20 protein-coding genes are annotated in these 20,977 nt (G+C 31.9%); all 20 read right to left on the reverse strand.

Features of this window, described 5'->3' with window-relative positions; genetic code table 11:
• Positions 1-7 precede the first annotated feature (7 nt).
• The 20 genes from HNR33_RS03680 to HNR33_RS03775 all read right to left on the reverse strand — a co-directional run bounded on the left by HNR33_RS03680 (position 8) and on the right by HNR33_RS03775 (position 20,943).
• Entirely contained in the window at positions 8-385 is a 378-nt protein-coding gene (locus tag HNR33_RS03680) for a 4Fe-4S binding protein (protein ID WP_429080711.1), read from the reverse strand.
• Positions 386-421: 36 nt separating this feature from the next.
• Positions 422-1,570 carry an NAD(P)/FAD-dependent oxidoreductase gene (locus HNR33_RS03685; protein ID WP_429080143.1) on the reverse strand — a complete coding sequence of 383 codons (1,149 nt, stop codon included), beginning with the start codon at positions 1,568-1,570 and terminating at the stop codon, positions 422-424.
• Positions 1,563-1,841 carry a (2Fe-2S)-binding protein gene (locus HNR33_RS03690; protein ID WP_429080145.1) on the reverse strand — a complete coding sequence of 93 codons (279 nt, stop codon included), beginning with the start codon at positions 1,839-1,841 and terminating at the stop codon, positions 1,563-1,565. Before HNR33_RS03690 ends, HNR33_RS03685 begins: the two co-directional genes overlap by 8 nt.
• 1 nt (position 1,842) lies before the next feature.
• Positions 1,843-2,334, reverse strand: coding sequence for a 4Fe-4S binding protein (locus HNR33_RS03695; protein WP_429080146.1), 492 nt, complete (start codon positions 2,332-2,334; stop codon positions 1,843-1,845).
• Positions 2,335-3,423 carry an NAD(P)/FAD-dependent oxidoreductase gene (locus HNR33_RS03700; RefSeq protein ID WP_429080147.1) on the reverse strand — a complete coding sequence of 363 codons (1,089 nt, stop codon included), beginning with the start codon at positions 3,421-3,423 and terminating at the stop codon, positions 2,335-2,337. It lies immediately after the preceding gene.
• On the reverse strand, positions 3,420-3,725 hold the full coding sequence (locus HNR33_RS03705; protein ID WP_429080148.1) for a (2Fe-2S)-binding protein: 306 nt from the start codon (positions 3,723-3,725) through the stop codon (positions 3,420-3,422). Before HNR33_RS03705 ends, HNR33_RS03700 begins: the two co-directional genes overlap by 4 nt.
• A gap of 239 nt (positions 3,726-3,964) precedes the next feature.
• A complete protein-coding gene (locus HNR33_RS03710) occupies positions 3,965-5,746 on the reverse strand; it encodes a sigma 54-interacting transcriptional regulator (RefSeq protein WP_429080150.1) in 1,782 nt (593 codons plus the stop codon).
• A gap of 105 nt (positions 5,747-5,851) precedes the next feature.
• Positions 5,852-7,282, reverse strand: a complete 1,431-nt coding sequence (purB, locus tag HNR33_RS03715; RefSeq protein ID WP_429080152.1) for an adenylosuccinate lyase — start codon at positions 7,280-7,282, stop codon at positions 5,852-5,854.
• Between the two features lie 73 nt (positions 7,283-7,355).
• On the reverse strand, positions 7,356-8,546 hold the full coding sequence (locus tag HNR33_RS03720; protein ID WP_429080154.1) for a pyridoxal phosphate-dependent aminotransferase: 1,191 nt from the start codon (positions 8,544-8,546) through the stop codon (positions 7,356-7,358).
• A gap of 106 nt (positions 8,547-8,652) precedes the next feature.
• A complete protein-coding gene (locus HNR33_RS03725) occupies positions 8,653-9,030 on the reverse strand; it encodes a PadR family transcriptional regulator (protein WP_429080156.1) in 378 nt (125 codons plus the stop codon).
• A 1-nt stretch (position 9,031) separates the two neighbouring features.
• Positions 9,032-9,871: a PHP domain-containing protein gene (locus tag HNR33_RS03730; RefSeq protein WP_429080158.1), complete on the reverse strand. Its 840-nt coding sequence runs from the start codon at positions 9,869-9,871 to the stop codon at positions 9,032-9,034.
• A 122-nt stretch (positions 9,872-9,993) separates the two neighbouring features.
• On the reverse strand, positions 9,994-10,254 hold the full coding sequence (gene spoVS / locus HNR33_RS03735; protein WP_050354976.1) for a stage V sporulation protein SpoVS: 261 nt from the start codon (positions 10,252-10,254) through the stop codon (positions 9,994-9,996).
• Between the two features lie 167 nt (positions 10,255-10,421).
• The gene (gene rny / locus HNR33_RS03740) at positions 10,422-11,960 is read right to left on the reverse strand and encodes a ribonuclease Y (protein ID WP_429080714.1); all 1,539 of its coding nucleotides are present in this window, start codon (positions 11,958-11,960) and stop codon (positions 10,422-10,424) included.
• A 291-nt stretch (positions 11,961-12,251) separates the two neighbouring features.
• On the reverse strand, positions 12,252-13,289 hold the full coding sequence (gene recA / locus HNR33_RS03745) for a recombinase RecA (protein WP_429080162.1): 1,038 nt from the start codon (positions 13,287-13,289) through the stop codon (positions 12,252-12,254).
• 93 nt (positions 13,290-13,382) lie between these two features.
• Positions 13,383-14,621 (reverse strand): competence/damage-inducible protein A, encoded by a 1,239-nt coding sequence (locus HNR33_RS03750; protein WP_429080165.1) that lies wholly within the window; start codon positions 14,619-14,621, stop codon positions 13,383-13,385.
• A 33-nt stretch (positions 14,622-14,654) separates the two neighbouring features.
• Positions 14,655-15,200 (reverse strand): CDP-diacylglycerol--glycerol-3-phosphate 3-phosphatidyltransferase, encoded by a 546-nt coding sequence (pgsA, locus tag HNR33_RS03755; RefSeq protein ID WP_429080167.1) that lies wholly within the window; start codon positions 15,198-15,200, stop codon positions 14,655-14,657.
• On the reverse strand, positions 15,184-16,524 hold the full coding sequence (gene rimO, locus HNR33_RS03760) for a 30S ribosomal protein S12 methylthiotransferase RimO (protein WP_429080169.1): 1,341 nt from the start codon (positions 16,522-16,524) through the stop codon (positions 15,184-15,186). Before rimO ends, pgsA begins: the two co-directional genes overlap by 17 nt.
• A gap of 13 nt (positions 16,525-16,537) precedes the next feature.
• The gene (gene mnmH / locus HNR33_RS03765) at positions 16,538-17,584 is read right to left on the reverse strand and encodes a tRNA 2-selenouridine(34) synthase MnmH (protein WP_429080172.1); all 1,047 of its coding nucleotides are present in this window, start codon (positions 17,582-17,584) and stop codon (positions 16,538-16,540) included.
• 65 nt (positions 17,585-17,649) lie between these two features.
• Complete coding sequence (locus HNR33_RS03770) at positions 17,650-19,923, reverse strand: FtsK/SpoIIIE family DNA translocase (protein ID WP_429080175.1); 2,274 nt, start codon at positions 19,921-19,923, stop codon at positions 17,650-17,652.
• A gap of 258 nt (positions 19,924-20,181) precedes the next feature.
• Entirely contained in the window at positions 20,182-20,943 is a 762-nt protein-coding gene (locus tag HNR33_RS03775; RefSeq protein ID WP_429080176.1) for a ClpP family protease, read from the reverse strand.
• Positions 20,944-20,977: the final 34 nt, after the last annotated feature.

The raw sequence follows: 20,977 nt of genomic DNA on the forward strand, positions 1-20,977 counted from the left end.
TTAAAGATTATATTTCCTCTATAGATATAGCACCACTTGGACATTGTTTCGTACATAAACCGCATGCGATACACTTGAATGGTTCAATATAATCATCGTGCATAAACATAGCACATTTATCGCAAAAGCCAACACACATAAAACACCCTACACATATCTCTTTTTTTATTCTCACAACTCCATTTTTGTCTCTATAAATTGCTTCTACAGGACATATATCTATACATTCACCACATTGATCACAGACAATTATATTATTGTAACCATCCACCTTCTCCTCTACTTTTAATGCCGACTTACAAATACTATTATCTTTAAAGAAAGTTTTAGCACATGTCTCTTCACATATATGACATCCTAAGCATAGCTCCTCTTCCATTATCATTTTTTTCAATTTGCTCACCTCCATTAAGTTATGTATTTAAACCACAGATGGCTCAAAAACTAGCTCGTGCTTCTCAAATCTGTCTATACTTAATTTACTAATGTCTATCGTTGGCTTTTCCCCAAGTATTTGCTCAGACAGTAACAGACCTGTCATAGGACCAAACATGAATCCATGACCACTAAACCCTACTGCTAGGTAAAAACCATCTAGGTCACTTACCGCTCCTAAAATAGGTTGTCTGTCTGGAGTTATATTATAAAGACCTGCCCACTGCCTAATTACTCTTAATTTACCTATTGGCGGAAGTAAATCAGTAATTGATTTAGCCATTTCATCCAAGAAGTGCCAGCTTGAAGTTATACGTAGATCTCTAGGTTCATTTTCATCACCTCTACCCATAATAAAGGAACCATGTGGTGACTGTTGGCAATATATATTTAATGAGAAAGACATGACCATTGGACCTTGCATAGGTTCAACGGGTTCTGTTACTAAAATTTGATGTCTTTCAGAAAAAACAGGTATATCGACGTTTACCATCTCACCTATTACTTTGGAATATCCTCCTGCAGCGTTGACTACTATTCTAGTAGCTATCTCACCTTTGTTAGTCATTACCGCAGTAATTTTCCCGTTCTGTGTCTTAATGCCAACGACTTCTGTATAAGTATATATATGTACTCCTAACTTTCTAGCTGCCTTAGCATAAGCATCGGTAGTAAGAAATGGATTTAAGTGACCATCTTTAGGGCAAAATGTAGCACTAGTAAGCTTTTCAGTATTTAAATATGGGACAATTTGAGTTGCATCTTGTGGAGCCATATATTCTACTTCCATACCAAGTTTTTTTTGAAGTTCAACATTTTTTTGAAATTGCTCATCTTCTTTTTTAGTGGACGCTACAATTAAATAACCCCCTTGCTTAAATTCAATGTCACCATCATATTCAAGCTCTTCATTAGCTGTTTCAAAGAACCTGATACTCTCCATAGCAAGTTTACAATTCATTTCTGTTCCCCATTGTTGCCTAACCCCAGCACCACATCGTCCTGTTGATCCGCTTGCTAGGTATTTTTTTTCAAGAACTACAATGCTTTTAACTCCTTTTTTTGCAAGATTGTATGCAATTGAGCAACCAGATATTCCCCCTCCAATAATAACAACATCAGCAGATTTAATCATCTTCCATACCTCCTAAAGCTATTTGATCAAGCTTAATTCCTTTAATAGGTGGTCGACTTGTACAAACCTCTAATTCAGATATACTTTTTCCAGTATATAATGATATTTCTTTAAGTATTAGCTGTCCACAAGTTCTACCTTGACATGGTCCCATTCCAGCTCTAGACACTCTTTTTATCTCATCTAAGGTTGTGTAACCTTTCTTGATCAAATCTCTTATTTCTTTTAATGTAATATCAGAGCATCTGCATATAATAGTATTTTCATCCATATTATCTATCCCCCAATCTAATATTTCTGAATTCATATAGATAGTCTTTGTTTACGGCAACATGTATAACTGGTGTTTTGTCAAATGATTCTATATTAACTACTCTAATAACTTTAACATCTGCTATATATTCGCCAGCTCTGTTTAACCCCTTTACTACATCTCCTTGTTTCGGCAAAGGCAAGAATTCATATGGTATTTTGAATATTGCTTCATCTTCTGAGTAGCTTCCATCCACAACCATTATGGCCAAGCCAGGACATTTACTTATACAAATTCCACAGCCATTACATAAATCAGTATTTAATGATGGTATATCATTTATATCACTCATTATCTTCATTGCTTTCTGATTACAAGCAGTGGAGCAAGGATTACAAGGTATACTTTGATAGCATTCTATTATTGCAACAGGCCCCCTATTTATTCTATCTATGCTTGGGAAAGCTTCATGAACTAATTCGTTTGATGGAATGCCAGTACTTTCAATCATTTATATCACACTCCTTTTAATCTTGTCTATTCCTGATCTAATCTTTTCTCCAACTGGACCTGAACGTAAAGATAACAGTTGTGCAATATAATCTTCTTTAAGACTTTCATAATCTTTATTTTTATATCCTATACTATTAGCAGCACATAGACCTGCTAAATATCCTTCTACCATAGCACTACTAGCCTCTTCAACACCTGAAGCATCCCCGGCTACAAATATGCCTTTTTTTGTAGTTTGATAAGTATCGTCTCTGACTGGCACTATTCCACCAAGCTCAGGGACATATCTCATTTCACAGTCAGTTTGCATAAGTAATTCTACTAATGGTGTCAATCCTACAGAAATACATATAACATCAACATCTGTTTCTTTTTCGCTGCCAGGTATTGGCTGCCATTTATCATTTAATTCACAAATAATAGCTTTTTCTAGCTTTTCTTTACCAATTGCTTCCTTTATAGTATGCTTTGTATATATAGGAACACCCATTCTTCTTACTTTGGATGCATGTACAAGATATCCACCTATTCTAGGAGAAGCATCAATTATAGCGGCAATCTCAACTCCCGCTTGCATTAATTGATAGCTAACTATTAAGCCAATATTTCCTGCACCGACCATCAAAACTCTATTTCCAGGTTTAACTCCGTATACATTCATCAATGTTTGAACTGCGCCAGCACCATATATACCTGGAAGGTCATTATTAGGAAATGCAAGCACTTTCTCACTAGCACCTGTAGCTACAATAATAGATTCAGGTTTGATTTTTATATATTTTTTTTTATTTTCTACAGTTATTACGCCGTCCTCATATAATCCTAAAGCTGTGGCATCATTCATTATTTCTATATTTGTTTTGTATTCACTTACCTTACTTAAAAGAATATTTGCGATATCAAAGCCTCTAGTTGATGCATATTGCTTTTCTGAGCCAAAAAACATGTGTGTCTGTTTTACTAATTGCCCCCCTAACTCTTTATTCCTATCAATTAATAAAACCTTAGCTCCACTTGATGCAGCACTAATTGTAGCACATAAACCTGCAGGCCCTCCACCTATAACCACCAAGTCAACACTTTTCATAGTATACTCCCCTTCCCATGTTGAGTTTCAACTACCATTCCTTCTTCAAGATCAGTTGTACAGGTTCTTACATTAGGTTCACCATTAACCACCATAAGACAAGATGAGCAATTGCCAATAGCACAGAAGAATCCTCTTGGTCTATGCTTAAAAAGACTTTCTCCTAAAACTCTGACACCAGCTGCATGCAATGCAGCTGCAATAGTTTCTCCCTCATAGCCTTCATATTCTGCACCGTTAAAAGTGAACTGTACTTTTTTACCTTTATTATAGGTTAAAATTGGATGTTCTTGAATACGCAAAATGACACTCCCCCTCTAATTAAAATACAAATAGATAGTATCTAGAAAAATACTTTTATAATGATTTTGATTTCATTAATAATATTAAGCAAAACTTGTGCCAATTTTATGATTCGTTTATCATTCAAATTTGCATATTTTGAATAAAGAAAATGAATAAATGTCAAAAAGTTGACATTTATTCATAATTTTCAGACATTTACGTGTCGGAATATTGACATATGTCGGTATGTCGACACCTATATATTAATTTTATATTTATCTAGTTTGAAATATAAAGTACTTCTCGGAATATTTAGGAGATTAGCAGCATATGTCTTGTTACCATGCGATAATTTCATAGCTTTACTAATAGCTTCTATCTCTGCACTTTCTGTAATAGTTTTTAAATCTAATGAATAGCTATAATCTTGTAGATTACTATTACTAGATTGAGCAAAAAAGCTTTCGGGTAACAGACTTGCATCTAATCTTTCTTTCTTATTATTTTTGGCTAAAATAATCATTATCTCTACTATATTTCTTAGTTCTCTCACATTTCCTTCCCAATCATAATTTATTAATTTCATCATTAAATTGGTATCGATTTCTTTAATGTTTGTCCCATATTTGGTACAAAACTCTTCAGAAAATTTTAGTACTAATTCTGGGACATCATCCTTCCTATCTCGCAATGAGGGTAGTTTTATTAGTACAGAATTTAACCTATAATATAGGTCTTTTCTAAAAGTTCCTTCTGATACCATTTTCTTAATATCTTTGTTTGTTGCCGCAATGATTCTAACATCTACTTTGACATGTTTTCCGCTTCCAACTCGTGTAATAATCCCATCTTCTAGTACTCGTAGTATTTTAGGTTGCATACTCAAGGACATATCTCCTATTTCATCAAGAAATAATGTACCATTATTAGCAAGTTCAAATTTCCCTGCTTTCCCTTCTTTAGACGCTCCTGTAAACGCTCCTTTTTCATATCCAAAAAGCTCGCTTTCCATTAACTCTTCTGGTATTGCACTACAATTAATAGGAACAAAATATCCTTTTCTTACACTTTCTATATGAATAGCTCTTGCAAAAACCTCTTTTCCTGTACCGCTCTCGCCTGTTAATAAGATGCTAATATTTGATTTTGCAACACTCTTAGCGAGACTAATTACGCGTTTAAAGTCTTCATTGTCGCCAACAATTTGAGAAAAAGAGCATTCACTTTCATTTAGTTTTGATACTTCTTGTTCAAGAATCTTTAAGTTTAACTGAGTCTTGTTTAACAACTCAGATAATCTCATTAGTTCAGAAATGTCTCTATCATAGCCTATTCCTCCAATAAGTTTTTCTCCTTCATATAGAGGCGTAGCACTAATAATGTTATAACAATTGTTTCTCGGACTATTATATACATTTTTATATGGTTTTCCTTCTTTGATTACCTTTGGCAATAAAGCACTAGGAAAAAAGTTTGTTATAGGTTTGTCTAATATTTCTTTTTTACTTATTTCATACATTTTTTCAGCACTCTTATTCCAAAATCTTGTTATGAGATTGACATCGACTACACTGATAGCAACATTAATATCATCAAGTATCTTTAATAAAATATCACTATTGTTATTAAAAATATTTATCTTTGAATTTAATATTTCATCAATACCTATGATTCCAATGATTTTATCTGCACTTTCAACAGGAAGATATTTAGCATGAGTTTCTATCATTACTCTAAAAGCAGCTCTAACTGTATCATTTTTATTTACAGGAATATGTAGCTTACTATCAGAAGTTTTAAGATAATCTTCTAAACTTATTTTCTCATTATTCATCTTAAGTACATCTGTTGCATCGACTATTGATTTTACTACCTCGATTTCATTTTGCATCTCAAAAACAATCACTTTTTTATTATAATTTTTCAATATAATATCTACTAGGTTCTGGCCAACATCCAAGATATTTATCTTAAATATATCTTTTTTCATAATTTCATGTACTAATATGTCATCTACCTTAAAAATTTCAAATTCCATAAAGATTCCCCCTCTAAACTAATAAATTCCCCTATTCACTATTATATATTATATTTTTATTATCAGGGAAGAATATGGCATAAAAAAAGACTCACTAGTGAGTCTTTAAACATTTAGTTCTATATTAAGTCCTAATATATCTTTATTGTTTTTAAGGATAGGATCTATATATTCTCCAATGAATTCAACAACCTGCTGAGGAGATCTTCCAATATATTTTGATGGTTCCATGATATTTTTTAACTCGTTTTCCTCTAAGTTAAATTTGTTAGAATGTATAATTCTCTGAATTAAATCGTTACCTCGTCCATTTTCTTTTACTTCTTTTGCAGCTTCCATTGACAACACTCGTATAGTTTCATGTAATTCTTGTCTGTCTCCACCTTTTTTGACTGCTTCCATAAGTATATTTTCAGTTGCCATAAATGGTAGCTCATTTTCTATGTGCTGCATAATGACATTTTCATATACCACCATTCCACTAAATATATTAACTGATATTTCTAAAATAGCGTCACATGCTAAGAATGATTGAGGAATAGAGATTCTTTTATTAGCCGAATCATCTAAAGTTCTTTCAAACCATTGTGTAGAGGATGTCATCACAGGATTCATACTATTGGCCATTATAATTCTTGCTAACGAAGCTATTCTTTCACTTCTCATAGGATTCCTTTTATATGCCATAGCAGATGATCCTATTTGATTTTTTTCAAATGGCTCTTCAATCTCTTTTAAATGTTGCAATAATCGAATGTCATTTGTCATTTTATGAAGTGATTGCGCAATGCTGCTTAGTACATACAGTACATCAGAATCAAGTTTTCTTGTATATGTTTGGCCAGTAACAGGATAAGTATTTTCAAATCCCATTTTTTTTGCAACAATCTTATCCAATTTTTTAACTTTTTCATGATCCTCATCAAATAATCTAAGAAAACTTGCTTGAGTACCTGTCGTTCCTTTTACACCACGAAGTTTCATATTTGAAAGTACATGTTGTAAATTATTGTAGTCAATATATAAATCATGTAACCAAAGTGTTGCTCTTTTTCCTACAGTTGTTAGTTGTGCAGGCTGGAAATGTGTAAATCCTAATGTCGGCATATCTTTATACTTCAAAGCAAAACTAGCCACTCTATCCATTAGATTGATCAATTTTTTATTTATTAACGTTAATCCTTTTTTCATCAATATTACATCTGTATTATCTCCAACAAAAGCGCTTGTAGCTCCTAAATGGATTATTGACCTTGCTTTAGGACATAACTCACCATAAGCATGTATATGAGCCATAACATCATGTCTAAATTCTTTTTCTTTTTGAGAAGCAACTTCATAGTCTATATTACTTTTATATAGTTTCATTTCATCAATTTGTTCCTGAGTAATATTAAGTCCAAGTTCTTTTTGTGCTTCAGCTAAAGCAATCCACAATTCCCTCCATGTAATAAATTTTGAATCTGAAGAGAAAATATGAGACATTTCCTTACTTGCGTACCTTGTTATTAATGGGTTTTCATAAACATCTTTCATTCTTTTACTCCCTTCTTTATTATCATAAAAAGATATGAGCTAGCTCATATCTTTTATTTTAGTATATTTTATACTATTTTAAAATATTTTCTATTCTATTTAATCCTTCTATAATGTTTTCCATAGAAGTTGCATACGATAACCTAATAAAATCATCTGATCCAAATGCCAGCCCAGGAATAACTGCAACTTTAGCCTCTTCTAGAAGTAAGTTTGCAAAGTCAAATGAAGTATTGATAGCTCTTCCTTTGATAGTTTTACCTTTAATTTTAGAAATATTCGCCATAACATAAAAAGCTCCTTTAGGCTTTCTACAAGACAATTCTGCTATTGAGTTTATTTTCTCTACCATATAATTTCTTCTTTCAACAAAATGTCTTTTCATTTCTTCAATTATCTCTTGGTTACCATTTAATCCTTCTACACTTGCATATTGGGAAATAGATGATGCATTTGATGTAGTATGACTTTGGACATTAGTCATAACCTTCACAATAGCTTCATCTGCAGCAGCGTATCCTATTCTCCAGCCAGTCATTGCATATGCTTTTGACATACCATTTATTACAATAGTCAAATGTTTTATTTCTTCATTTAAAGAAGCAATGCTTATATGTTCTTCACCATCATATATTAGTTTTTCGTAGATTTCATCTGATATAACAAATATATTATGTTTAACTGCTAATTCAGCAATAGCTAGCAACTCATTTTTACTATATGCAGTACCAGTTGGGTTACTAGGACTATTTAAAATTATTGCTTTTGTTTTATCTGTTATTGCTAATTTTAAATCTTCTATACAGTATTTAAAGTCGTTTTCTTCTTTAGTTTCTACTGGCACTGGTATTCCATCAGCTAGTTTAATAAACTCTGGATAACTTACCCAGTATGGAACAGGCATTATTACTTCATCACCAGGATTTAAAATTGCATACATTGCATTAAAAATTGAATGCTTAGCACCACTCGATACCAGTATATTACTAGGTTTATATAAGAGGTTATTATCTTTTTTAAATTTCTCACAAATTGCTTTTTTTAGCTCTACTATACCTGACGTAGCAGTATATCTTGTATTTCCGTCTTTAATAGCTTTTATACCTGCTTCTTGAATATTCGTCGGCGTATTAAAATCTGGTTCTCCTGCACCAAATCCTATAACGTCTATTCCATTTGCCTTCATCTCTTTTGCTTTAGCTGTAATTTCTAACGTAACTGATGGAGAAATCTTTAATGCCCTTTCCGATAGATTAAATTTCATTATATCATCCTCCGATAATTATTATTTTTAATTATTAATTGTTTACTTGTTCATTCTTCTACATTTAATTCCGTTTTCCTTTAAAAAGATAAATTGTTAACGAAACTTAAATATTATATATATCTGATAGAGTATTTTTTACTATTATTAAAGAATCTTCAAATATTGGTTTGTATAATAACTTTATCTTTTTATAATGCTCATATCCTGTGTCAGTAAGTTTATAGTGCCTAATAGACCTTTTGTCAGGTTCTTGCCACCATCCTTCAATATATAAATTTTCTTCTAGTTCTCTTAATAGAGGATATATCATACCTGGACTTGGTTCCCATTTATTATACAATCTCGCTTTTATTTCATCTATTATCTCGTTACCATAATAACTTTTTTCTTTTAAAAGGTGTAATATGTATAACTTTACAAAAGAGGTTGTACTTATTTTTGACGGAAATTGCCTATTTCTCTCGTTTTTATAGATGCTCATTTTATTCACTCCTTTTATCATAATAAGAAGCTTTATCTCTTAATAATTCAAATTGCTCTATATCTATATAAAAATCACCTAACATTGGCTTATTGTCTATTAAAGTACCGTGACAATCTGATCCCCCTGTTTTAATAAGGCCTAAACAGTCTGCCAAAGACGCTAATTCATTCATTGTATCTCGAGAATGTTTAGAATGTACAACTTCAATTCCATCTATCTCATATTTTATTACTTCGCTAATAATTTTATCGCTTTCAATCAAGCCTGGGTGTGCTAGAACTGCTACTCCTCCGACACTATGTATCAACTCTATACATTCTTTTACAGATAGTTTTAATCTATCTACATATGCTGGTCGATTCCTTCCAATGTATTTAGAAAAAGCTTCTTCAATACTGTCTGCATATCCTTTATTAATTAAAGCTCGGGCAATATGCGGTCTTCCTACAGCGCCTTTTCCTGCTAAGCTCTTTACATCTTGTACCGTAATTTTTAATCCCATATTAATAAGTTTATTAACTATTTTTTCTCCTCTTATTAAGCGTGATTCTTTTAGCCTACTAGTAACTCTGTTTAATATTTCAGATTCATAGTCAATATAATATCCCAATATATGTATTTCTTCACCATTAAAATCACAACTGAATTCAATACCTGGTATAACTATAATATCATATGATTTTGCTCTATTGATAGCTCTTTTTATCCCGTCAGTAGTATCATGATCAGTAATAGCTATAATTTCAATATTTTTCTTATTTGCCCAATCAACAACTTCATATGGATGCAATAAGCCATCTGAAGCAGTAGTATGTATATGTAAGTCTACTTTAACCATTTCTTCTCCTTTCGAAAAATATCTATTAAATACGTTGTAATATTACATACTTCTATTATATCCAAAATCAAATCGTTTTTGTATAAAAAAACCTGCGCATTTAAAATGGCAGGCTTTTCTTTTTACCTAGGTTCAACTATTAGCTTTATAGCTGTTCTTTCTTCTCCATCAATTTCAATGTCTGTAAATGCTGGTATGCATATTAAGTCAACACCACTAGGAGCAACAAATCCTCGAGCAATAGCTACTGCTTTTACTGCTTGATTTAGAGCACCCGCACCTATTGCTTGGATCTCAGCTGCGCCTTTTTCTCTTAGCACTCCAGCTAATGCTCCAGCAACAGAATTCGGATTTGATTTTGCTGACACTTTTAATACATCCATTAAAAAAGCCCCCTTTAATTATCTTATTTTATATTGCAATACGTTATTACAATTCTACAAATAACAAAAAAATCCTCCTTTTCCATCTAAATATTTTGAAAATAGTAGAATGATTTTGATGTTTAACAATTTTGAGAAAATAAAAAAAGAGAAGACAAAGTCCTCTCTTATTTTGCGTATTCAATTGCTCTCGTCTCTCTTATTACATTAACTTTTATTTGTCCAGGATACTCTAATTCATTTTCAATCCTTTTCACGATTTCCCTTGCAGTATGAATAATTTGGTCATCAGTTATAGTTTCCGGCTTTACCATAATACGTATTTCTCTACCTGCTTGTATTGCAAATGATTTTTCAATACCTTCGAAAGAATTAGCTATCTCTTCTAATTTTTCTAATCTCTTAATATAAGCTTCTAAGGTTTCTCTTCTTGCACCAGGTCTTGCTGCAGAAATAGCATCTGCTGCCTGTACTAACACTGCTTCTATAGTTTCTGGCTCTACATCTCCATGATGAGCTTCCATAGCGTGAATAACTTCTTTAGACTCTCTGTATCTTCTAGCTAAGTCAACCCCAATAGTAACGTGAGGACCTTCAATTTCGTGGTCAACTGCTTTACCAAGATCATGTAGTAAACCAGCTCTTTTTGCTATTTTAACATCAGCCCCTAATTCAGCTGCCATAAGTCCAGCTAAGTGAGAGACTTCAATAGAATGATTAAGTACATTCTGTCCATAGCTAGTTCTAAACCTTAACCTACCTAAAAGTTTAATTAATTCCATATGAAGTCCATGTACTCCAGTATCAAAAGTAGCCTGTTCACCAAGTTCTCTAATATGGTTGTCTACTTCCTTTTTAGCTTTTTCTACCATTTCTTCTATCCTTGCTGGGTGTATACGACCATCTACAATAAGTTTTTCTAGTGCTATTCGAGCAACTTCTCTTCTTATAGGATCAAACCCAGATAGAATTACTGCTTCTGGAGTATCGTCAATAATTAAATCAATTCCAGTCAATGTTTCTAACGTTCTTATGTTCCTTCCTTCTCTACCAATTATTCTACCTTTCATTTCATCATTTGGTAAAGAAACTACTGTTACAGTTGTTTCGGCAACATGATCTGCCGCACATTTTTGTATTGCATATGCTATAATTTCTCTAGCTTTCTTTTCTGCATCTTCTTTAGCTCGATTCTCAATGTCTTTTATCATAATAACTGCTTCATGTGTTATTTCTTTTCTAATATCATTCAAAAGTAGCTCTCTCGCATCTTCAGAAGTGAGACCAGATATTCTTTCTAATTCTTCAACTTGTTTAACATACAAATCATCAATTACTGATTGTTTTTGTTCTAAATCTTTTAATTTTTTATTTAGTAAATCATCCTTTTTCTCTAATGATTCACTTTTTCTATCAATAGTCTCTTCTTTATGAACCAATCTTCTTTCCAGCTTTTGAAGTTCTACTCTTCTTTCTCTATTTTCTCTTTCAACTTCATTTCTCATCTTGTGAACTTCTTCCTTAGCTTCAAGTAGTAGTTCCTTTTGCATTGTTTCAGATTGTTTTTTTGCATCATCAATTATTTTTGCAGCTTCTTCCTCTGCATTCTTGATTTTAGCTTCGGCTATCATTTTTCTAAGGTAAATCCCTACTACGATACCGACTGCTAACCCTACTATTGTTGATACAACTGTTCCTAGTGTGATAATAAGCACCTCCTTTACTATTCAGTTTTCAAGTTTCGTTTTTTACAACACATTCTCATTAGAATTACATAAACAGTTAAGATAAAAATATAAACCGAGCAATCTCGGCTTATGAGATTCTACATATTGTTTTGTAGAAAATTTTGAAAAACTATTAGCTGTTCACTGTATCCGATTTAATTTTATTACTTTTTAATTTATATGTCAAGTTTTTTAAAAGTGCAAACTACATATATTTCCACGACAGCAAATATATGTAGTTTTAACGAAAAAAGCTCCTTCAACAAGGAGCTAGTCATCAGTTGCTTTTTGATCATCTTCAGATGATTGTTTTGAACTAGTTTGATTTAATCCGTATTTCTCTCTGATTTTATCTTCAATCTCTTTTGTAACCTCTATATTTTCTCTTAAAAAGTCCTTAGCATTCTCACGTCCTTGTCCAAGCTTATGCGAATCGTAACTATACCATGATCCTGATTTATTTATTATATCTGCCGTAACACCTACATCAAGTATGTTACCTTCCTTAGATATCCCAACTCCATACATAATATCAAATTCGGCTTGTTTAAAAGGAGGTGCTACTTTATTTTTAACTACTTTTACTCTCGTTCTATTACCAACAATTTCATCACCTTGTTTAAGGGATTCTATTCTTCTTACATCAAGTCTAACAGAAGAGTAGAACTTCAATGCACGACCACCAGTAGTTGTCTCAGGATTACCAAACATTATACCAACTTTTTCTCTTAATTGGTTAATAAATATTGCAATAGTATTTGATTTTTTAATGGCTCCAGCTAATTTTCTCAACGCTTGAGACATTAGCCTTGCCTGTAGTCCCACATGACTGTCACCCATGTCGCCCTCTATCTCAGCCTTAGGAACTAAGGCTGCAACCGAGTCAATAACAAGAACATCAACTGCTCCACTTCTTACCAATGCTTCTGCAATCTCTAAAGCTTGTTCTCCTGTATCAGGTTGAGACACTATGAGATTCTCTATATCTACTCCAAGATTTTTCGCATAACTCGGATCTAGAGCATGTTCTGCATCTATAAAAGCTGCAGTTCCACCTGTTTTTTGTGCCTCAGCAATCACATGTAATGCAACTGTTGTTTTACCCGATGATTCTGGACCATATATTTCAACAATTCTACCGCGTGGTAACCCGCCAATTCCTATAGCAATATCTAGTTCAAGTGCCCCTGTTGATATTGCTTCAATATTTAACTTTGAATCCTCACCAAGCTTCATGATTGAACCTTTACCAAATTGCTTTTCAATTTGACTTAATGCCATTTCTAACGCTTTCTTTTTTTCTAACATATCTCCCCAGATTTTCTGGGATTCACCACCTTCCCTATAATTCGAACACATGTTCTATTGCAATTATATAATAGTTTTAAGGTTAAGTCAACATCATAATAGATTTAGAAGATACTTTCTAATTAAGTTATAAACAGTATTAGCTGTTCTGATTTGTATAGTCTCTCTATCTCCTTTAAAAAATTTCTTAAACACTAAACATCTCTTTTTTGATGCTAAACCTATATAAACTAATCCAACAGGCTTTTCTATTGTTCCTCCAGTGGGACCTGCAATACCAGTTACTGATACAGCTAAATCAATGTCTGTTCTTTCAAGTAATCCATTCGCCATTTGAACTGCAGTTTCTTCACTTACTGCTCCGTACATTTCTAAAATATGCGCATCAACATGTACTTCCTCCATTTTTGATGTGTTGCTATATGTAACTATTGATCTATCCAAAACATTAGAGGCTCCTGGTAACTTAGTAAACATACTGGTTATCAGTCCACCTGTACATGATTCACAGAAGCCTATCTTTGTGTTTAATTTATTAGCAAGTTGTAATACTACTTTTTCAAGTTTATCATCATCATATCCATATATATATTGTATTATTTTGTCTTCTATTTTAGTTTGTATATCTAAAAGCATCTTATCAGCTAATATTTCACTATCTGCTTTAGCAGTTATTCTAATATCAACTTGACCATCTTTAGCATATGTAGCTATACTAGGATTTTTATGTCCTAGTATTAAATCTGAAATCATTTCTTCTAAAGATGATTCGCATATATCTATTGTTTTAATAACCTTTGATTTTATTGTAAAACTAGTTAAAGACTTTAATAATGGTTTTACATAATTATCAAACATAGGTATCATTTCATTTGGAGGTCCAGGGAGCATTATTAATATTTTATCTTTACAATTAAGATAAATGCCTGGTGCAGTCCCATAATCATTTTTTAAAATAGTACTATTTTCAGGTACTAAAGCCTGCTTCAGATTGTTATTTGCCATGCATATGTTATTGTCAACAAATCTCTTCTTAATCGCTGATAGAATTCTTTCATCTAATTGCAGATCTAGATTTAAGACTTCGCACACAGCCTCTTTTGTAATATCATCATTTGTTGGACCTAACCCGCCAGTAAAGATTAAAATATCTGCTCTCTCTAAAGCAACGAGAGTTGTCTCGATAATTCTTTGTTTGTTATCCCCTACAGTTGTCTGAAAATAAACATCTATACCTAATAGAGCTAGTTCTTGTGACAAAAATTGTGAGTTTGAATTTAAAATGTTACCTAGTAATAGTTCTGTACCTACACTCATGATTTCAGCTTTCACTCAATCACCTCAATTTATTAGAAAGCATCTTTTTTATTTATTGCTTGATAAAAACACTTCTTTGTTTATATATAAGTAATCAACTCCAGAGATTATAGTAAAGATTACTGCTAAAGCTACTGATATTCTATCAAAAGGGAAATTGATTAAGCTAAATGGGTAATTATTCAATAGTAACGCCACGATAGCAACTATTTGAGTAATCGTTTTAATTTTTCCCCACCAATTAGCTGCAATAGTGATCCCTTCAGATGCAGCTAATACACGTAGTCCAGTAATAGCAAACTCTCTAGCTACAATAACTACCACAACCCAAGCAGACAATTTATCCATCTCTACAAGGGAAATTAGCGCTGCAGAAACAAGGAGTTTATCTGCTAATGGATCCATGAATTTGCCAAATTTAGTAATCTGATTTCTACTTCTTGCAATATAACCATCTAGACTATCTGTTAAAGCTGCTAATATAAATATACCAGCAGCAATATACTCCCCGTATGGTATTTTAACTAATAAAAAAAACATAAAAATTGGAACTAAAAAGATTCTTCCAAGAGTTAATTTATTCGCTAAATTCATTTATAATCTCTCCCATCAAATCATATTCCAAACAGTCAGTAATTTTCACATTATAAAAAGTTCCAATTTTCAAACTCTCTTTGCTGTCTATATATACAGCACCATCAATTTCAGGACTGTCCATGTATGTCCTTCCGATATAGCTATTGTCATTGACTTTTTCCTCAACTAGTATTTTATAATTACTGCCTATTTTTTGTTTATTTTCTGTATATGAAATGATTTTTTGCTTTTCCATTATTATCTTCTGTCTATTTTCTTTAACATGCTCAGTAACTTGATTGTCTAATAATGCAGCAGGAGTATCTTCTTCTTTAGAATAAGTAAATACACCTAGTCTGTTAAATTTCATTTCTTCAATATAACTACAAAGCTCATTAAACTCTTCGTCAGTCTCGCCCGGAAATCCTACAATTATAGTTGTCCTTATTATAATATTAGGTATTTCGTTTCGTAACTTATTAACTAATCCGGTTATCATATTTTTAGTAGTTTTTCTATTCATTCTTTTCAAGATTCGGTCATTTATATGTTGAATTGGTATGTCGACGTATTTAACAACTTTTTCATTATTCTTTATGCTACTAATAAGTTCATCTGTAAAAGTCTCAGGATAGAGATATAGTAGTCTAATCCATTCTAGTCCATCAATCTTGTTAAGCTCATCTAACAGTTTAGGAAGCATATATTTACCATGTATATCTATTCCGTATTTTGACGTATCCTGAGCGATAAGAATAATTTCTTTAGTTCCATTATCTGATAAGAACTTGGCTTCTTCAACTATAGAGTCTAAGTACCTACTCCTATATTTTCCTCTAAGTTTTGGTATAATACAGTAAGTACAATAATTGTCACAGCCTTCTGCAATTTTAATATAAGCTGTATGCTTTGGAGTAGAAATTATTCTTGAAAAATTCTCATTATATTCTATGTCGATACTTCCTGTTCTTATAGTTCTATGACCTTTAAAAGAGTCATTTATAATATCTACTATCTCATATATATTACCAGTACCAACTACTCCATCTACTTCAGGCAACTCATTTAGAAGTTCATTTTTGTATCTCTCTCCTAAACAACCAGCTACTATTAGAACTTTACAGTTTCCAGTTTTTTTAAACTGAGCAACTTCTAAAATTGTATCTATTGATTCTTCTTTTGCTGAATCAATAAATCCACATGTATTTACTATAATAATATCAGCTGTCTCTGCTTTTTCAGTAAGAATGAATTTATTTTTAGATAAAATTCCCATCATTAACTCAGAATCAATAAGATTTTTTGAACATCCTAAAGAGATTATTGATATGTTATAACTCATAAAAAGACTCCTTTCATTTACTACAGCCATCAAGAAAATTGATTAATTGATCTACTGCTTCATTTATTTCATTATACTCAATTATTTTATCATATTGGTCTAATTTATCAATAGAATACTTGTATAGAGGATCATAGTAATTTACCATAAGCTCACGTATTATATATTCATAGTTATTATTATTAAACTCTTTTATAAGTTCTTCAACCTTATTGTTACCTAGTCTCTTTTTTAGTAAATATATAGATTTCCTTATGTTTTCGTCCTTATTTTTTGAATCGATATTTATATAATCATCTAGCGTGTTTTTTATTCTGTTTTCCATATTTGTACTAATAAGAATATGATATCCATTTTCCATATTATTGAATAAAGGATCTGGAATTATTGCCTTACCAATTCTTTTGCTTTCGCTTTCTGTAAAAATTATTTTATCATTAACTTTATCTAGTTCTTTTACTAAAAGTGATTCAAACTTCTTTTGGGAGTTTGACATACCACCATAAGCCACACTTCCAAACACTGACCCACTATTTTTTGCTATTTCTTCTAGATTTAAAATAGAGTAATCCTTTTCTTCAAGTAACTTGAGAATCTTTGTTTTACCTACACCCGTATACCCGTGAAGTACAACATATTTATGTTTAGTATTTAATATGTTTAGTTTGTCTATTACATGTTTCCTATAACTTTTGTATCCACCTTTTATAATAAAAATTTCAATGCCCATAGCATCAAGTACTCTAGCAATAGAATTGCTTCTCATGCCTCCTCGATAACAAAAAAGAGCGATTTTTTTATTACTGTTTTGCATTTCCTTAACTTTTTGATAAAAGTATACCAGCTTCTTAGAAGCATATTCTAACCCTTTTTCTTTGGCTTGCTCAGGATCTACTTGCTTATATAGGTATCCAACATATTCTCGTTCTTCATCATCTAAAATTGGCAAATTAACCGCTCCTGGTATTGTATCATCCTCAAATTCTTTTGGACTTCTTACATCAATATAGTGCAAATCATCCCTATCTAGTGCACTATATATATCAATCTCTTTTATCATTGGTTCACCTTCTCTGATTATTGGAATATAGAAAAATTGAAAAACTACTCACGAGTAAAACTATCTTACGCATCCATATCTTCTTTAGATATCAGTACCTTTCTAGGCTTACTTCCTTCGTAGCCTCCTATAACCCCACGTTCCTCCATTTCATCAATTATCCTTGCAGCTCTAGCATATCCAATTCTTAGCTTACGCTGTAATAGAGATATAGATGCCTGTCCTTCAGTTACTACTATCTCAATTGCTTTTGGTAACAATTCATCATCACTGTTGGAATTTAAGTCTACATCACTATTTATTTCGTTTATTATGTCCTTTTTATACTCTACATCACTTTGATTCTTTAAGAAATCAACTATTTTTTCGACCTCATCTTCACCTATATACGCACCTTGTATTCTCATTGGTTTAGACTCACCAACTGGATAATATAGCATGTCACCTTTACCTAAAAGCTTTTCTGCTCCACCCATATCAAGTATTGTTCTCGAGTCAGCTTGAGAAGAAACCGCGAATGAAATTCTTGAAGGTATATTAGCTTTTATTGTTCCTGTAATTATATCTACAGAAGGTCTTTGTGTTGCAACAATTAAGTGCATTCCAGCAGCTCTGGCCATTTGTGCTAGTCTACAAATATAGTCCTCTACCTCAGAAGCTGAAACCATCATAAGATCTGCAAGTTCATCAATAATAATAACTAACTGTGGAAGCTTTTCCAAATCTGTATTAATAACTTTATTGTTATAACTCACAATATCTCTAACTGCATTTTGCGCAAATAAATTATATCTCCTTGTCATCTCTTGCACAGCCCAATTTAAAGCGCTTGCTGCTTTTTTTGCATCAGTAACTACTGGTATAAGTAAGTGGGGAATGCCATTATATACACTTAGTTCGACAACTTTAGGGTCTATCATCAGCAACTTTACTTCATCTGGCTTAGATTTATAAAGAATACTTGTAATTAAGGTATTTATACACACACTTTTTCCTGAACCTGTGGCCCCTGCAATTAATAAATGTGGCATTTTTTCTATATTTGCAACAATCGGTTTGCCTGCTATATCCTTTCCTAAAGCCAAAGGTATTTTGGTATCTGTACTACTATATTCTTGCGACTGCAATATTTCTTTAAGACTTACACTGACCTTATGCTTATTAGGAACTTCAATCCCTATTGCAGATTTCCCTGGTATAGGGGCTTCCATCCTCAAATCTGAAGAAGCTAAACTTAATGCAATGTCATTTGTTAAACTAACTATTTTACTTACTTTTACTCCTGGTGCAGGCTGCAATTCATATCTTGTTATACTAGGACCAATACTAGCTTGTATTATCTTTGCTTCAATACCAAAATTAGATAATGTTTCAATCAATTTGCTTGCATTTGATAAAACTTCTTTTTTATCACTTATGCTATTATTAGTTTTACCCTCAGCTAATAGTTCTAAGCCTGGAAGAGTAAAATATTCATAGCTCTGGACAGTACTACTATTAAGTTCGTGAATTTCAAGTTGATCATCTGAATTATTTATCTGGCTATGTTCTTCAGTTTTTTTCACACTTTCTTTATCGCTGTTTTTAGTATAGTCCAAGATGCGAATTTTCTGATCAACTTCATTAGTAGAAACAATATCAGCGCTTTCAAATGTACTAGGTGCATTAGACAACTCTGTTTTTGATTGAGTAGTTTCTTTTTTGCTTTTTCTATTAGGTTTTTTATTTGTATCATCAATATAGACAAAATCCCTTATTACAATTAGTGATGACTGAATAATTTTCTTTAGTTTCATGAATATAAAATTTAAAATCTTAAGAATGCTTGCATTTGTAAACACAAGTATTGATACAAGAATTATTGAAAAAATTACTATATAAGACCCTGTAGTTCCAAACAAGTTTAGAAAGAGATACGAAAAGAAAGCTCCAATTACTCCTCCACCATCTCCAGACTCACCAGCAATCACTGCTAGATTCAATTTTTCTGTAAAAGAGATACCATCTATAAAAGGAAATAAGTAAATGTCTAGTATAGTAAGAAAACCTAAATAAGAAATTACTAGTGATACTGATTTTCTAATGTAGTCAATTCTATTTATAATGGAAAAAAAACCAATGACTAAAATAATACAAGGAAATATATACCCTCCAAATCCTGCTAAGGTCATTGATTTACTTCTTATAAGATTTCCAACTACACCAGTAGAATCGCTGTACATGCTTACTAAAGATAATATACCTAAGGAAATAGCTATGATCCCAACTATTTCAATATTTAATTCACCCTTCTTTTTCTTTTTACTTGCAGCAGCACTTCTTGATTTTGCTCTTCCCATAATATCACCTCAAAGAAAGTATTTCTACAGAGGATAATAAAATCCTCTATAAAACACCTATAAAGTAGTATGTATGAAGTTTTTTACAAAAAAATATTTTATTGCAATTGTTTCTCAAATAAATCAGACATAATTTGTAAAAACTTTCATAAAAATCACAAAAATAATACCCATAGAAAATTAAAGTGTTAATGGGCATCATTAACACTTCACTGAAGTAATTATAACATAATTTATTTAAATATACTATTTTATTTATCATCCATTGTTGTTAGCTATTAAATCTTTAAGCTTATTAAGAGCGTTACTGAAACCACCAACTTCGTTAATTAGTCCAAAACTAACTGCTTCTCCTCCAATTAAAATTGTTCCTACGTCATTAGCTATTTCATCCGTATCATACATTAGTTTCAATAACGTTTCTCTATCTATACTAGATGTTCTAAGAATAAAATTAATTATACGTTGCTGCATTTTTTCAAAGTATCTAAAAGTTTGAGGAACTCCTATAACTAGACCTGTCATACGTATTGGATGTATAGTCATTGTTGCTGTTGGAGTTATAAAAGAATAGTCACTCGATGTAGCAAGTGGAACTCCAATACTATGTCCGCCCCCTAGAACTAAAGATACTTTAGGTTTACTTAAGCTATTAATCATTTCAGATAAAGCTAATCCTGCTTCTACATCTCCACCAATTGTATTTAAAATAATAAATATCCCTTTAATTTCTGGATTTTGTTCAGCTGCAACTAATAGAGGCATTATATGCTCATATTTTGTTGCTTTTTTCTGTGGCGGCGATACCATATGTCCTTCTATTTCGCCTATAATTGATATGAATTGAATGTCTTGTGGTAATGTAGGAACATTCTGTGTTCCAAAAGACTTCAAGTTTTCTGTTGGTTTGTTTTCTTCATTTTCATGATCTGAATCTTCGGTATTAGGCTGCTGTTCTTGCTCTTCATTTGTCAATGAAGGAAATATGTAATCTTTGTTAAAATCATTAATATTATTCATAAAAATCCTCCTTGTCAATACAATTTTAAAGAAA

Origin of the sequence: Brassicibacter mesophilus, assembly GCF_050433385.1 — a bacterium.
Lineage (GTDB): Bacteria > Bacillota > Clostridia > Tissierellales > Proteiniboraceae > Brassicibacter > Brassicibacter mesophilus.